General features: G+C 71.6%; 16 protein-coding genes and 3 tRNA genes. 14 read left to right on the top strand and 5 right to left on the bottom strand.

Features of this window, described 5'->3' with window-relative positions:
- Positions 1 to 72: 72 nt before the first annotated feature.
- Both htpX and ACFPZJ_RS31420 read left to right on the top strand, forming a co-directional pair.
- A complete protein-coding gene (gene htpX / locus ACFPZJ_RS31415; protein ID WP_381028722.1) occupies positions 73 to 936 on the top strand; it encodes a zinc metalloprotease HtpX in 864 nt (287 codons plus the stop codon).
- Positions 933 to 1,328: a YccF domain-containing protein gene (locus ACFPZJ_RS31420; protein ID WP_381028725.1), complete on the top strand. Its 396-nt coding sequence runs from the start codon at positions 933 to 935 to the stop codon at positions 1,326 to 1,328. The genes htpX and ACFPZJ_RS31420 overlap by 4 nt, the downstream gene beginning before the upstream one ends.
- Positions 1,329 to 1,716: 388 nt before the next feature.
- Here the strand turns inward: ACFPZJ_RS31420 and ACFPZJ_RS31425 are convergent, their stop codons facing one another.
- On the bottom strand, positions 1,717 to 2,967 hold the full coding sequence (locus ACFPZJ_RS31425) for an APC family permease (RefSeq protein ID WP_381028727.1): 1,251 nt from the start codon (positions 2,965 to 2,967) through the stop codon (positions 1,717 to 1,719).
- A 201-nt stretch (positions 2,968 to 3,168) separates the two neighbouring features.
- On the opposite strand from ACFPZJ_RS31425, the gene ACFPZJ_RS31430 reads away from it, so the two are divergent.
- Entirely contained in the window at positions 3,169 to 3,435 is a 267-nt protein-coding gene (locus tag ACFPZJ_RS31430) for a GlsB/YeaQ/YmgE family stress response membrane protein (protein ID WP_381028729.1), read from the top strand.
- A 103-nt stretch (positions 3,436 to 3,538) separates the two neighbouring features.
- On the opposite strand, the gene ACFPZJ_RS31435 is transcribed toward ACFPZJ_RS31430, so the two are convergent.
- On the bottom strand, positions 3,539 to 4,027 hold the full coding sequence (locus ACFPZJ_RS31435; RefSeq protein WP_381028732.1) for a YajQ family cyclic di-GMP-binding protein: 489 nt from the start codon (positions 4,025 to 4,027) through the stop codon (positions 3,539 to 3,541).
- A 236-nt stretch (positions 4,028 to 4,263) separates the two neighbouring features.
- Between ACFPZJ_RS31435 and ACFPZJ_RS31440 the strand changes: the two genes are divergently transcribed.
- Together ACFPZJ_RS31440 and ACFPZJ_RS31445 are read left to right on the top strand one after the other, a co-directional pair.
- Positions 4,264 to 4,345: transfer RNA gene (locus tag ACFPZJ_RS31440), tRNA-Tyr, on the top strand.
- A 203-nt stretch (positions 4,346 to 4,548) separates the two neighbouring features.
- Positions 4,549 to 4,761, top strand: a complete 213-nt coding sequence (locus ACFPZJ_RS31445; RefSeq protein WP_381028735.1) for a hypothetical protein — start codon at positions 4,549 to 4,551, stop codon at positions 4,759 to 4,761.
- A 93-nt stretch (positions 4,762 to 4,854) separates the two neighbouring features.
- Here the strand turns inward: ACFPZJ_RS31445 and ACFPZJ_RS31450 are convergent, their stop codons facing one another.
- Positions 4,855 to 5,511 carry an SDR family oxidoreductase gene (locus ACFPZJ_RS31450; protein WP_381028737.1) on the bottom strand — a complete coding sequence of 219 codons (657 nt, stop codon included), beginning with the start codon at positions 5,509 to 5,511 and terminating at the stop codon, positions 4,855 to 4,857.
- Between the two features lie 396 nt (positions 5,512 to 5,907).
- Complete coding sequence (locus ACFPZJ_RS31455) at positions 5,908 to 7,161, bottom strand: amidohydrolase family protein (RefSeq protein WP_381028740.1); 1,254 nt, start codon at positions 7,159 to 7,161, stop codon at positions 5,908 to 5,910.
- A gap of 367 nt (positions 7,162 to 7,528) precedes the next feature.
- On the opposite strand from ACFPZJ_RS31455, the gene ACFPZJ_RS31460 reads away from it, so the two are divergent.
- The 9 genes from ACFPZJ_RS31460 (at position 7,529) to ACFPZJ_RS31500 (ending at position 12,751) form a co-directional block, all read left to right on the top strand.
- Positions 7,529 to 7,601 (top strand) — tRNA-Thr (locus ACFPZJ_RS31460).
- Between the two features lie 44 nt (positions 7,602 to 7,645).
- Positions 7,646 to 7,718: transfer RNA gene (locus tag ACFPZJ_RS31465), tRNA-Met, on the top strand.
- Between the two features lie 88 nt (positions 7,719 to 7,806).
- Entirely contained in the window at positions 7,807 to 7,971 is a 165-nt protein-coding gene (rpmG, locus tag ACFPZJ_RS31470) for a 50S ribosomal protein L33 (protein ID WP_003948671.1), read from the top strand.
- 134 nt (positions 7,972 to 8,105) lie between these two features.
- Positions 8,106 to 8,558, top strand: a complete 453-nt coding sequence (locus tag ACFPZJ_RS31475) for an FAS1-like dehydratase domain-containing protein (RefSeq protein WP_381028742.1) — start codon at positions 8,106 to 8,108, stop codon at positions 8,556 to 8,558.
- A 5-nt stretch (positions 8,559 to 8,563) separates the two neighbouring features.
- On the top strand, positions 8,564 to 8,992 hold the full coding sequence (locus ACFPZJ_RS31480; protein ID WP_381028745.1) for a MaoC family dehydratase: 429 nt from the start codon (positions 8,564 to 8,566) through the stop codon (positions 8,990 to 8,992).
- 103 nt (positions 8,993 to 9,095) lie between these two features.
- Positions 9,096 to 9,665 (top strand): TetR/AcrR family transcriptional regulator, encoded by a 570-nt coding sequence (locus tag ACFPZJ_RS31485; protein ID WP_381028748.1) that lies wholly within the window; start codon positions 9,096 to 9,098, stop codon positions 9,663 to 9,665.
- 92 nt (positions 9,666 to 9,757) lie between these two features.
- Positions 9,758 to 11,197, top strand: a complete 1,440-nt coding sequence (locus ACFPZJ_RS31490; RefSeq protein WP_381028751.1) for an MFS transporter — start codon at positions 9,758 to 9,760, stop codon at positions 11,195 to 11,197.
- A 21-nt stretch (positions 11,198 to 11,218) separates the two neighbouring features.
- Complete coding sequence (locus tag ACFPZJ_RS31495; RefSeq protein WP_381028754.1) at positions 11,219 to 11,599, top strand: DUF3291 domain-containing protein; 381 nt, start codon at positions 11,219 to 11,221, stop codon at positions 11,597 to 11,599.
- Positions 11,600 to 11,695: 96 nt separating this feature from the next.
- On the top strand, positions 11,696 to 12,751 hold the full coding sequence (locus tag ACFPZJ_RS31500) for a UDP-N-acetylmuramate dehydrogenase (RefSeq protein ID WP_381028756.1): 1,056 nt from the start codon (positions 11,696 to 11,698) through the stop codon (positions 12,749 to 12,751).
- A 454-nt stretch (positions 12,752 to 13,205) separates the two neighbouring features.
- Here ACFPZJ_RS31500 and ACFPZJ_RS31505 read toward each other — a convergent pair whose 3' ends face one another.
- Positions 13,206 to 14,246 carry an adenosine deaminase gene (locus ACFPZJ_RS31505; RefSeq protein ID WP_381028759.1) on the bottom strand — a complete coding sequence of 347 codons (1,041 nt, stop codon included), beginning with the start codon at positions 14,244 to 14,246 and terminating at the stop codon, positions 13,206 to 13,208.
- Positions 14,247 to 14,259 lie beyond the last annotated feature (13 nt).

Raw genomic sequence — 14,259 nt, forward strand, 5'->3', positions numbered from 1 at the left:
CACCACGACACCAGTGGGCACCGCAGACCAGCAAGAAGGGGCTCCCCTGCCGCACCACTTGGAGGGCGTACCGTGCACCGCCGGCACAACGGGCTCAGGACCGCAGTACTCCTCGGGGGACTGTCCGCCCTCATCATCGTCATCGGCAGCTTCTTCGGCCGTGCGGGGCTCGTCGTCGCCGTCCTGATCGCGCTGGGCACGAACGCGTACGCGTACTGGAACAGCGACAAGCTGGCGCTTCGCGCCATGCGCGCCCGCCCGGTCAGCGAGTTCGAGGCGCCGGGGCTCTACCGCATGGTCCGCGAGCTCTCCACGCAGGCCCGCCAGCCCATGCCGCGCCTGTACATCTCCCCGACGGACGCCCCCAACGCCTTCGCCACGGGCCGCAACCCCCGCAACGCCGCCGTGTGCTGCACCGACGGCATCCTGCGCCTCCTGGACGAGCGCGAGCTGCGCGGCGTCATCGGCCACGAGCTCAGTCACGTCTACAACCGCGACATCCTCATCTCGTCCGTCGCCGGCGCCCTCGCCTCCGTGATCATGTTCCTGGTCAACTTCGCCTGGCTGATCCCCATCGGCCGCTCCGACGACGATGACGGACCAGGCCTCCTCGGCATGCTGCTGATCATGATCCTGGGTCCGCTCGCCGCCACCCTCATCCAACTGGCCATCAGCCGCTCCAGAGAGTTCGAGGCCGACGCCTCCGGAGCCCACCTCACCGGCGATCCGCTCGCCCTCGCCAGCGCCCTGCGCAAGCTCGAACTCGGCACCAAGCAGCTCCCGCTGCCCCCCGAGCCCCGTATCGAGACCGCGAGCCACATGATGATCGCGAACCCGTTCCGCCCGGGCCAGGGCTTCTCGAAGATGTTCTCCACCCACCCGCCGATGGCGGACCGTATCGCCCGGCTCGAAAAGATGGCAGGTCACCAGCAGTGAAGACCATCCTGAACCTCATATGGCTCGTCCTGAGCGGCTTCTGGCTGTTCCTCGCCTACCTGCTCGCCGGCGTGCTGCTGTGCATCACGATCATCGGCATCCCGTTCGGGATCGCGGCCTTCCGTATCGGCATCTACGCCCTGTGGCCCTTCGGGTACACCACGGTCGAACGCCGTGACGCGGGCGCGCCCTCCTGCATCGGGAACGTCCTGTGGCTGATCCTCGCCGGCTGGTGGCTGGCCCTCGGCCACATCGTCACCGGCATCGCGCTGTGCGTCACGATCATCGGCATTCCGCTCGGCATCGCCAACTTCAAGCTGATCCCGGTCTCCCTGCTCCCGCTGGGCCGCGACATCGTGCGCACGGACGAGCCGTTCGAAAAGCGCTGGTGAGACCGGCCGCGGTCGGTCCACAGCCGCGGAGTTGTCCACAGGTCGGCCCGCTTGTCAGCGGCGGCCCGCATGATGAACGCATGACCGAGACCGCGCGGTTGCCGACACGAACGGCGACCAGACCACAACACCGGCCCGCGAGGCTGGACTTCTCGCCTGAAGTCCGTCGCAGGGTCGGACACCGCCGGAACAAGCAGCAGGAGCAGCGGACTCACGCCGACCTCCGGATACGCACGGCGCCGGCACAGCCGTCCTGACCGTTCCGGACAGGCCAGGTCGGCCCCTCCCCGCATTCAGGCAGCAACGGGGCCACCGCGGCGAGGTGGCGTGCAGCAGCCTTCGCCAAGGCGACCGCGCCACTGCCCCTCGGGGCAATACACCTAGAGGCTCACGCGCCCCGCCCGGCCGTCCACCGCCGCACGCCGTACGCCACGACACCCACCGCCAGCACGGCCGCGCCCACAACCACCGAAACGCTCGGCAGCGAGAACGCCAGCACCACGCAGCCGAGCAGCCCCACCGCCGGCACCACCCGGGCCACCACAGCCGCGTCCAGCGTCCAGGCGGAGGCGTTGGCCACCGCGTAGTACGCCAGCACACCGAAGGAGGAGAACCCGATCGCGCCCCGGACGTCCACCGTGGCGGCCAGGACCGCGACCACCGCACCCACGGCCAGCTCCGCCCGGTGCGGCACCTGGAATCGCGGATGCACGGCGGCCAGCGCCCCTGGCAGATGCCGGTCCCGGGCCATGGCCAGCGTCGTCCGCGACACACCCAGGATCAGAGCCAGCAGCGAACCGAGCGCGGCCACGGCGGCGCCCACCCGCACCACCGGCGCCAGCCCCGGCACCCCGGCCGCCCGCACGGCGTCCGCCAGCGGAGCGACCGCGTCACCGAGACCGCCCGAGCCCAGCACGGAAAGGACAGCCACCGCCACACACGCGTACACCGCCAGCGTGATGCCCAGAGCCAGCGGGATCGCGCGCGGGATGGTGCGCGCCGGATCCCGCACCTCCTCACCGAGAGTCGCGATACGCGCGTACCCCGCGAACGCGAAGAACAGCAGACCGGCCGCCTGCAGGATCCCGCCCGCACCGCCCGAGGCGCCGATGTCCAGGCGTCCGGCCTCGGACTGGCCCGACCCCAGACACACCACCACCACGGAAGCGAGGACAGCCAGGACCACCGCCACGATCGCCCGCGTCAGCCAAACGGACTTCTGGACGCCGCCGTAATTGACCGCGGTCAGCGCCACCACGGCCGCGACCGCCACGGCGTGCGCCTGTTCCGGCCAGACGTACGCGCCCACGGTGAGCGCCATCGCCGCGCACGACGCCGTCTTCCCGACCACGAACGACCATCCGGCGAGGTAGCCCCAGAACTCACCGAGCCGCTCACGTCCGTACACGTACGTGCCGCCCGAGGCCGGATACAGGGCGGCCAGGCGCGCCGACGACGTGGCGTTGCAGTACGCCACCACGGCGGCGACCGCGAGACCGAGCAACAGTCCCGACCCGGCGGCGTGCGCCGCGGGCGCCAGGGCGGCGAAGATGCCGGCCCCCACCATCGAGCCGAGGCCGATCACCACCGCGTCGCCCACCCCGAGGGTGCGCCGCAGTTCGGAAGCGGGTCCTGTCATGGACCGCACCCTACTGATCGGCGCAACCGCCGGGTGCATGCGGTACGTCCTCCAACCCAGGACGGCGTGAACGCGTGCGGCAGGACCGACGCACGCGGGAACGCGCACCGCACGGCGCACGAGCGACGGTTCGCCGGGAGCGACCACAGCCCGGAGCGAGCCGGAGCGGTTCGGCACGGCGTGAAAGGACAGGTTCACGGCATGACGATCATCAGCTGGATCATCCTCGGACTGCTGGCCGGAGCCATCGCCAAGTTCCTGTTGCCTGGCCGCGACCCGGGCGGCCTGGTCGGCACGACCCTGATCGGCGTCGCGGGGGCGTTCGTCGGCGGCTGGATATCGGCCCGTTGGCTGGACCATCCGATCACCAAGGGCTTCTACGACGGCGCCACCTGGGCCGCGGCGATCGGTGGCTCGCTGGTGCTCCTGATCGCCTACCGTCTCCTGTTCGGCCACTCGCGCGACTGATCGCGCCCCAGGACCGCGGCCAGCAGGCGAGAAGGGTGGGCACCAGCGGGTGCCCACCCTTCCTCGTCCCGGGTCCGACGGCGCGTCAGCCGACCTCAGCGACTCACCGGTAGTTCACGAACTGCATCGCGAAGTCGAAGTCCTTGCCCCTCAACAGGGCGATGACGGCCTGCAGGTCGTCGCGGCTCTTGGAACTGACCCGCAGCTCGTCACCCTGAACCTGGGCCTTCACGCCCTTCGGGCCCTCGTCGCGGATGATCTTCGCCACCTTCTTGGCGTTCTCCTGGGAGATGCCCTCCTGGATCGTCGCGAAGATCTTGTACTCCTTGCCGGAGAGCTGGGGCTCGCCCGCGTCCAGAGCCTTCAGCGAGATACCGCGCTTGATCAGCTTGGACTGGAAGACGTCGAGGACAGCCTTCACCCGGTCCTCGGAGTTGGCCTCCATCAGGATCTTTTCGCCGGACCACGAGATGGAGGCACCCACGCCCTTGAAGTCGTAGCGCTGCGAGATCTCCTTGGCGGCCTGGTTGAGGGCGTTGTCGACCTCCTGCCGCTCGACCTTCGAGACGATGTCGAAACTGGAGTCGGCCATGTCCTGTGGCTCCTTGTATCGGGGTGCGAATCGGGGTGCGTTCCGGGTGCGTACCGGCGTACGCGGGCGGCCGCCGGGCCCGGCAGGGTCCCGGGCCGCATCCGGACAAGCCTAGCCACCCCCCCCGCCCTCCGGTCGCCGATCAATCGGGTGGCGAAGCACCCCTCCACATCGGGTATTGTTTACGTCGTTGCCACGGAGCACCGCCGAAAGGCGGTTCGAACGGCAGCAACCCCGGCGGTGTGCCCGAGCGGCCAAAGGGAGCAGACTGTAAATCTGCCGGCTCAGCCTTCCCAGGTTCGAATCCTGGCGCCGCCACACTTGAGGATACCCCCTCTGATCTGCGGAGACGCAGAGCGGAGGGGGTCTCTTCGTATGCGGGGAAGGGAGCGGCGCGGTGACGTGGCTCACGCTCCCGTCGAGCCTCCGGCACCCCGTCCAACTGCTCCAGCAGGCTGTCGAGAATCACGCCGCCACGAGCCAGGCGGTACGGGCACCGAGGCCGGGGGCACACTGGCCCCATGTCGTCCCGTCGCAGACCCTGCCCCGAGTGCCGCCGCGAGATCGCCGTAGTCGCCGGGCGGTACGCGCGTCACGACCCGCCCGGCGCTCGGGAGAACGGCGATCTGACCTCCTGCCCCGGATCGCGTCGGCACGCTCAAGTCGGCGGCGTGCAGCCGTCGTTGGACGGGTACGTCGTCCCCGAGTTCCCGGGACAGCTTCCCCTGTTCTAGGCCCCACCCCTGGGCCGGGTCTTGCGCCTGTGCCGGGTCTCGTCCCTGTAACCAGGAGTGGGTCTCGCCCCCGCAACCAGGAGGTCCCAGGCCCTAATTGCCCGCCACCGACTTCACCGCCACGGACACCGGCGTCGACCCCGTGACCAGTTCCAGCGTCAGACCGGCCGTCGCCGGTGTGTCCACCAACTCGGCCAGTACGGCGGCCACGTCGGCGCGCGGGATCGGGCCGCGGCCCGTGTGGGCCTCCAGGCGGACCAAACCGGTGCCGACGTCGTCCGTGAGCCGGCCGGGGCGCAGGATCGTCCAGTCCAGGGCGTCCAGGCCGCGGACGTACTCGTCCGCCTCGCCCTTGGCGCGCAGGTAGACGTCGAACACCTCGTCACCCTCGTGCGCCGGGTTCGCGCCCATGGACGACACGATCACGAAACGCCGTACGCCGGCCCGCACCGCCGCGTCCGCGAAGAGGACCGCCGCCGACTTGTCCACCGTCTCCTTGCGGGCGGCGCCGCTGCCCGGGCCGGCGCCCGCCGCGAACACCGCCGCGTCCGCGCCCCGCAGCCGCTCCGCGACCGCCTCCACCGACGCCGACTCCAGGTCCAGCACGACCGGTTCGGCGCCCGCCTGCCGCAGGTCGTCCGCCTGCTCGGCCTTGCGGATGATCCCCGCTACCTCGTCCCCGCGCGCGGCGAGCAACCGCTCCAGCCGCAGCGCGATCTGACCATGACCACCAGCGATGACAATGCGCATGCCTTCGACCGTACGCCCGCCCGCCCTCATCTGCCGCACGGCCGCCTACAGCCCACGGCCGTTGCCTCATCTGCCGACGGCCACGTCCAGCCGACGGCCGCTACCTCTGCCGCACGGCCACCTCCAGCCCACCACCGCTACCTCATCTGCAGGCCACCTTCAGCCCACCACCGCTGCCGCAGCCGCCCCACCTTCGCACCGTCACGCGACCTAGCCACATCAACCACACCAGTCACGCCATGCAGTCAGGTCACTCCGCACCCCCGCCGCGATCACCCCGCATCGACCCCACGACGCCGACCACGCCCACGACGCCGACCACGCCCACGACGCCGACCACGCCCACGACGCCGACCATGCCCACACGCCGCCCAAGCCCCCACCCACGCGACGGCCCTACGACAACTCCCCCCGCCCCTGCCGCGGCAGCCCCAGTTCCGCGGAAGCCGCCGAGTTGCAGAACTCCCGCACCGCGCTGGTCCGCGCCACCACACGTCCCTCATGCACCACGACCCGGCTGTACGACAGTGACAGTGCCTCCGCCAGTCCGCCGCCGCGCACCGCCAGCAGCTCCGCCGGGAAACCGGCCTCAACCCGCACCTCGGGCAGCCCCAGTGCCGCCCGCGCCGACACGCTCACCGCGTCGTACGCGTCCTCGGGCGACAGGCCGTGGCGCGAGGCCAGCAGGTACGCCGCCTCCAGCGGGTCACCGCGCCCCACCGGGTTCGACACGTCGCGCAGCGCGCCGCTCCCGGCGGCGACCCGCACGCCGGCCGCGCGCAGCAGCCGTACCGGAGCCGCGCCCCGCCGTTCGACGCCCCCGCAGCCGCCCTGCGGCAGGCACACCACCGTCACCCCGGCCGCCGCAAGCTGGTCCGCGGTCCGCGAGGCCACCTCGGAGGGCAGCCGGCCGAGGGCACCGCACGGGCCGAGGGCCACCCCGGGACGCAGTCCGCCCGCCATCGCCGCGAGCCGGGACAGTCGCGCCGGGTCGGCGGCGTCGGTGTGCAGGTCGACCGGGCAGCCGTGCTCGGAGGCGACCTCCAGGACCGCCTCCACGTAACCCGTCGGATCGGGGTCGAGATCCGGACAGCCGCCCACCACCGAGGCGCCCATCTTCACGGCGTCCCGCAGGATCGCGAGCCCGTCCGCCCCGGCCACCCCGGTCAGCACCCGTGGCACCGCCACCGTCGTCAGCTCCACCAGCCCGCGCAGCGACCGCCGCGCCCGCAGTACCGCGGTCAGCGCGCCCAGCCCCTGCACGTCACCCACGCGCACGTGTGCCCGCAGTGCGGTCGCCCCGTGCCCGAGCTGCAGCAGGGCGGCCTCCGTCGCCCGGCGCTGGACGTCCTGGGGGTCGCTGGAGACCGGGCCGCCGGTGTCGGCCGACAGGGCCGTGTCGGCGTGGGCGTGCGGCTCGGCCGGGGCCGGCAGGAGCAGGTAGCCGGCGAGGTCCACGCGCGCGCGTGCGTCCTCCGCCGCCAGACTGCCCGCCGTACCGACCGCCTCGATGCGCCCGCCGCCCAGCCGTACGTCCACGGTCCGGCCGTCCGTCAGCCGGGCCCCGCACAGCAGCAGCGGGGCCGGCTCGGCGGAACCGGACGACGAGGACGGCGACGACGAGGGTGGCTGCGGCTGGCTGTCGGGCATCGTGCTCCAGGGGCTCGGGCTGCGCACGGAGGACGCGTGGTCACGCAGAGTGAGTCGAGCCTAGGACGGCCGTACGCCCGTCGCGGGGAGGAGCGCAATAGTCGTACCGGCGTGGTCCGCCGTGGCGGGAGGCAGACGCAGACGGGCAGACGGGCTGCTCCGTCGTGTCGGCAGACGTGCGCCTGGGCGCGATCCGCCGTACCGGCAGACGGCGCCCGCGGCGTGGTCCGCCGTGCGGAGGACCGCGGACAGACGGGGACGGAAGGAACCCGCGAGACCGCTGGGAGGTCCGCGCCAGGACGGGCGCGGGGGTCCGGGAAACGGATTTGGGCGAACGGCTGCCGACCGTGTAATGTCTTCATCGCTCGCCCCAATAGCTCAGTCGGCAGAGCGTCTCCATGGTAAGGAGAAGGTCAACGGTTCGATTCCGTTTTGGGGCTCTGGTGTGACGGTTCCCGCCGCGAGGCGGGTCCGACCACATCAAAGCGGTGTAGCTCAGTCGGTAGAGCAAGCGGCTCATAATCGCTGTGTCACCGGTTCAAGTCCGGTCACCGCTACACAAAGTAGCCGATTGCGGGGTCGGTCCTTCGATCGGCTACTCTTCTTGCGTTAAATCAGTCCATCTGTTCGTCAAGGAGCACTCACGTGGCTGCCACCGACGTCCGCCCGAAGATCACGCTGGCCTGCGTGGAGTGCAAGGAGCGGAACTACATCACCAAGAAGAACCGGCGTAACAACCCGGACCGTCTTGAGATGAAGAAGCACTGCCCGCGTTGCAACGCGCACACCGCGCACCGCGAAACGCGATAAAACAGGCTCGTTCGCGAGGCCGCCCCCGTAACGCCGGGGGCGGCCTCGCGGCGTTTCGACCAGCCGGTTACCGGTCGGTTCCGGTCGCCGGCCCACTTCGGGAAACCACAGCTGACATCAGGAGGTGCCGGGCCATGGCGCTCGACCAGTCCTTCGTGGGGCGGAGCTACCCGCCCACCGAGCCCTATGAGGTGGGCCGGGAGAAGATCCGTGAGTTCGCCGAGGCGGTGGGGGACGCCAACCCGGCGTACACGGACGCGGAGGCCGCCAAGGCGCTCGGCCACCCTGACGTGATCGCCCCGCCGACCTTCGTCTTCGCGATCACCTTCAAGGCGGCGAGGCAGGTCGTCCAGGACCCGCAACTCGGCCTCGACTACAGCCGGGTCGTCCACGGCGACCAGAAGTTCGCCTACAGCCGCCCCGTACGGGCCGGCGACCGGCTCACCGTCACCTCGACCATCGAGTCGATCAAGTCGCTGGCCGGCAACGACATCCTGGACGTCCGCGGCGAGGTCCACGACGAGGCCGGTGAGCACGTGGTGACCGCCTGGACCAAGCTCGTGGCCCGCGCGGCCGAGGAGGCGTGAGCACCATGACGGCGAAGATTGCCTACTCCGACGTCGAGGTCGGCACCGAACTGCCCGCGCAGACGTTCCCCGTGACCCGCGCCACCCTCGTCCAGTACGCCGGCGCCTCCGGCGACTTCAACCCCATCCACTGGAACGAGAAGTTCGCCAAGGAGGTCGGACTGCCGGACGTCATCGCGCACGGCATGTTCACCATGGCCGAGGCGATCCGCGTGGTCACCGACTGGGCCGGCGACCCGGGCGCGGTCGTCGAGTACGGCGTCCGCTTCACCAAGCCGGTCGTCGTCCCCAATGACGACGAGGGGGCCGTGATCGAGGTCAGCGGCAAGGTCGCCGCCAAGCTCGACGACAACACGGTCCGCGTCGACCTGACGGCGACCAGCGCCGGACAGAAGGTCCTCGGGATGTCGCGGGCGGTCGTACGACTGGCCTGACGCGGTCGCGAAGCTGTGAGGTAAGGGGCGCTCTCCCTGGTGGGGCGCCCCTTACCCGTTCCGCCCTTGACCTAGTTAGTGATTGAGTACTAACTTTCATCGCATGGTCAGGATGAGCGCAGAGGAGAGGCGCGAGAGCGTCATCCGCGCGGCGACGGCCGAATTCGCCCGTGGCGGCTACCACGGCACGTCGACCGAGGCGATCGCCAAGCGGGTGGGTGTCTCGCAGCCGTACCTCTTCCGGCTCTTCCCGGGCAAGAAGGCAATCTTCCTCGCGGTGGCGGAACGCTGCGTGGAGGACACCATCCGTACGTTCAGGGAGGCCGCCGAAGGGCTGGAGGGCGAGGAGGCCCTGCACGCCATGGCGAACGCCTACACCACGGTGATCGCGGAGCGGCCCGAGCGGCTGATGATGCAGATGCAGATGTACGTCGCGGTGGCCGCCGCCGAGCAGGAGGGCGATCACGAGTTCGGCGAGGCGGTGCGCGCCGGCTGGATGCGGCTGTGGGACACCGTGCATCTGCCGCTGGGCGCCGACGTCAGCGAGACGACGACCTTCCTGGCGTACGGGATGCTCATCAACTGCCTGGTGGCCATGGGATTTCCTCCCGAGCACCGGGTGTGGGAGGGGCTCTACCCTTCGGCGCGCGCCAAGGGCCGGCTGGAGCACTGAGGCGAAGGCCGTCTGTGTCATGGGTCTTTCGTGAGCGCAAAAGTTAGTGATCAATAACTATCCATCGCGAGCGCATCACTTCTGGGGGAGCGATGTCACAGCAGACCGCAGCACGCGGGGGAGCCGTCTGGGCCCTCGCCATCACCAGCGTCGCCGGATTCATGGCGGCCCTCGACAATCTCGTCGTCACCACCGCACTGCCCTCCATCCGCCAGGACCTGGGCGGCGCCCTGCACGACCTGGAGTGGACCGTGAGCGCCTACACGCTCACCTTCGCCGTCCTGCTGATGTTCGGCGCGGCCCTCGGTGACCGCTTCGGCCGCCGCAGGCTCTTCCTCGCCGGACTCACCGTCTTCACCGGTGCCTCCGCCGCCGCGGCCCTGGCCCCCGGCATCGACTCCCTCATCGCCGCCCGCGCCGTCCAGGGCGCCGGCGCGGCGGTCATGATGCCGCTCACGCTGACCCTGCTGACAGCCGCCGTGCCCGCCGCCAAACGCGGCATGGCGTACGGCGTCTGGGGCGCCGTCAACGGGCTAGCGGTGGCCTCCGGGCCGCTGGTCGGCGGCAGTCTCACCGAACACATCTCCTGGCAGTGGATCTTCTGGCTGAACGTTCCGCTGGGCCTGGCCCTGCTGCCGCTCGCCCGGCTGCGCCTCGCCGAGTCGTACGGCACCGGCGCCCCGCTCGACCTGCCCGGGACCCTCCTCGCCAGCGGCGGCCTGTTCGGGATCGTCTACGGCCTGGTCCGCGGGCCCGTCGACGGCTGGACGGGCTCCCTGGTCCTGACCGGCCTGATGGCCGGGACGGCGCTGCTCGCCGGCTTCGTCCTCTACGGCATCCGCGCCGCCCACCCGATGCTTCCGATGCGGCTGTTCCGCTCCCGCTCCTTCTCCGGCATCAACGCCGCGAGTCTGCTGATGTTCCTCGGCATGTTCGGCTCGATCTTCCTGCTCAGTCAGTACATGCAGGGCGTGCTCGGCTATTCGCCCACCGAAGCGGGCCTGAGGATGCTGCCCTGGACCGGCATGCCGATGCTCGTCGCCCCGATCGCCGGCATCCTCTCCGACCGCATCGGCGGCCGCCCGGTCGTCGCCGCCGGTCTCTTCCTGCAGGCCGTCGGCCTCGGCTACATGGCCACCGTCGCCACGGCCGACGCCTCCTACGCCGTCCAGCTGCCCGCCCTGGTCATCAGCGGCATCGGCATGGCGCTGTTCTTCGCGCCCGCCTCCCACCTGGTGATGTCCAGCGTCCGACCCCACGAACAGGGCATCGCCTCCGGCGCCAACAACGCCCTGCGCGAGGTGGGCGGCGCGCTCGGCATCGCGGTCATGGCGTCGATCTTCTCGGCCCAGGGCGGCTACGAGTCCGGCCAGGCCTTCGTCGACGGCCTGCGGCCCGCTCTGATGACGGGCTCGGCGGTGGTCGCCCTCGCGGGAGTCGCGGCCCTGCTGATCCCGGCCCGGCGGCGGCCCACCGTACGGCCCGCGAACCCGGAACAGCCGGCGCCCGCCCTCGAAACGGCCTCTCACTGACCCGGATCCGAAGGAGCTGTCATGCCCACTCTCCCCTGGACCGTCCCGGACACCCCGCCCCGCGACACCGAGGTGCACGTCTTCGCCTCCCGCTTCGAGACGCGCTCCCTGTGGGGCGCCCTGCGGTTCTTCCTCCGCACGCCGCGTGTGTGGTGGCAGGTGAGCCGGGCCCCCGGCGCCTACGGGGCGTCACTGCGGGCGCAGCCATTGCGGCGCACCTTCTGGACGCTGTCCGCCTGGGAATCCCCTGACGCGCTCAAGACCTTCGCGCACTCCGGCCCCCACGCGCCGACCTCCCGGGGCCTGGCCTCGCAGATGCGTGACGTGAAGTTCGCCTCCTGGAACGCGAACAGCGACGATCTCCCCGTCGGCTGGGCCGAGGCGCTGCGGCGCCTGACCTGACCTGAGCGGCACGCGCGCGTACGGCCCCGTTCCCCGCGAGCGGGGCCGTACGCGCGCGTGCCGGGGCTGTCGGTGGCGTCTCGTAGTCTTGGGCCCGTGCAGGAACTCCACGACGCCCCTCTCGCCCCGCTGACGACCTTCCGGCTGGGCGGCCCCGCCACCCGGCTGGTCACCGCGACGACCGACGACGAGGTGATCTCCGTCGTCCGCGAGGCCGACGACACCGGCACGCCCCTGCTGCTCATCGGCGGCGGCTCGAACCTGGTCATCGGCGACAAGGGCTTCGCGGGCACCGCGCTCGTCATCGCCACCAAGGGCTTCTCCCTCGACGGCACCCGGCTGGAGCTGGCCGCCGGCGAGGTGTGGACCGACGCCGTCGCCCGCACCGTCGAGGCGGGCCTGGCCGGCATCGAGTGCCTGGCCGGCATCCCCGGCTCCGCGGGCGCGACCCCCATCCAGAACGTCGGCGCGTACGGCCAGGAGGTCTCCTCGACGATCACCGAGGTGATCGCCTACGACCGCCGCACCGGCGAAACGGTCACCCTGCGCAACGAGGACTGCGGCTTCTCCTACCGACACAGCCGCTTCAAGGCCCACCCCGAGCGTTACGTCGTCCTGCGCGTCCGCTTCCGGCTTGAGGACGCCGACGGGCTGTCGGGCCCCCTCCGCTACGCCGAGACGGCCCGCGCCCTCGGCGTCGAGCCGGGCGAGCGCGTCCCGCTCGCCACCGCCCGCGAGACGGTCCTGAAGCTGCGCGCCGGCAAGGGCATGGTCCTGGACCCCGAGGACCACGACACCTGGTCGGCGGGGTCCTTCTTCACCAACCCCATCCTCACCGCCGAGGAGTTCGCGGCGTTCCGCGCGCGCGTGAAGGAGCGCCTGGGCCCCGAGGCCGAGCCCCCCGCGTACGCGGCGGGGGAGGGCCGCACCAAGACCTCCGCCGCCTGGCTGATCGACAAGGCGGGCTTCACCAAGGGCTACGGCACCGGCCCCGCCCGCATCTCCACCAAGCACACCCTCGCGCTCACCAACCGGGGCGAGGCGACCACGGAGGACCTGCTGGCCCTGGCCCGCGAGGTCGTCGCCGGCGTCCGCGACGCCTTCGGCATCACGCTGGTCAACGAGCCGGTGACGGTGGGGGTCAGCCTGTAGAGGCCCCTCAGTGCGGCCTCGGTAGGCCCGGCGAGGGCGCCGGAGAGCCGGCCGGCTCGGCCCGGGCCCACCCCACACACGCGGGCTGCGTAACCCGGGTTACGGCGCGGGCTGGTGCGCGGCGCCCCGCTGACCGTGTGCCGACGAGGCGCGCCCAGCCGGTACGCGGCCTCCTGGCGAGCACGCCGGGAGCGGGCCGGCCTGCGCGGACGAGCTGCGGCACGCCGCCCACGCCCGGACGTCCTTCCTCGTCGGCAGCCGGGACGTCGTCGCCGAGACGGCCACCTGCCTCGCCCACGCGGTCGGCCGGGGACCGCGCCGCAAGGCGTCGTCCAAGCCCTCGCTGCTGGTGGGCACCCTCCCGACTGCTCGTGCCGGAGCCGGGCGGCGGGCACCGGGTCCAGGTGCTGATCGAGGGCTGACCGCTTCAAGCCGTATCCGCCCTACGCGCCCTTCAGGCGACCGGGGCGCTGAGCCAGGCGTCGACCCCCGCCAGCAGCTTGTCCTGCACGTCCTGCGGCGCCGCCGAACCCCGCACCGACTGCCGCGCCAGTTCCGCCAGTTCCGCGTCCGTGAACCCGTGGTGCCGTCGCGCGATCTCGTACTGCGCCGCCAGCCGGGAGCCGAACAGCAGCGGGTCGTCCGCGCCCAGCGCCAACGGGACGCCCGCCTCGAACAGCGTCCGCAGCGGCACGTCCTCCGGCTTCTCGTACACCCCGAGCGCCACGTTCGACGCCGGGCACACCTCGCAGGTCACGCCCCTGTCCGCGAGCCGCTTCAGCAACCGCGGGTCCTCCGCCGCCCGCACGCCGTGACCGATCCGGTCGGCCTCCAGGAGGTCCAGGCAGTCCCGCACCGACGACGGCCCGGTCAGCTCACCCCCGTGCGGCGCCGACAGCAGCCCGCCGTCCCGCGCGATCGCGAACGCCCGGTCGAAGTCGCGCGCCATACCGCGCCGCTCGTCGTTCGACAGCCCGAAGCCGATCACCCCCCGGTCCGCGTACCGCACCGCCAGCCGGGCCAGCGTCCGGGCGTCCAGCGGATGCTTCATCCGGTTGGCGGCCACCAGCACCCGCATCCCGATCCCGGTCTCCCGCATCGCGGACTCGACCGCGTCGAGGATGATCTCCAGCGCCGGAATCAGTCCGCCCAGCCGAGGCGCGTACGACGTCGGATCCACCTGGATCTCCAGCCACCCCGAGCCGTCCCGCAGATCCTCCTCCGCGGCCTCCCGCACCAGCCGCTGGATGTCCTCCGGCTGGCGGAGGCACGAGCGCGCCGCGTCGTACAGCCGCTGGAAGCGGAACCAGCCCCGCTCGTCCGTCGCCCGGAGCCTCGGAGGCTCCCCGCTGACCAGCGCCTCGGTCAGCGCGTCGGGCAGCCGCACCCCGTACTTGTCGGCCAGCTCCAGCAGGGTGGTGGGTCGCATGGACCCGGTGAAGTGCAGGTGCAGATGGGCTTTCGGCAGCTCAGAGACATCACGTACACGCTCCATCCGAGGATCCTGC

The sequence above is a fragment of the Streptomyces bullii genome (genome assembly GCF_042657145.1).
In the GTDB taxonomy this organism is placed as follows: domain Bacteria; phylum Actinomycetota; class Actinomycetes; order Streptomycetales; family Streptomycetaceae; genus Streptomyces; species Streptomyces bullii.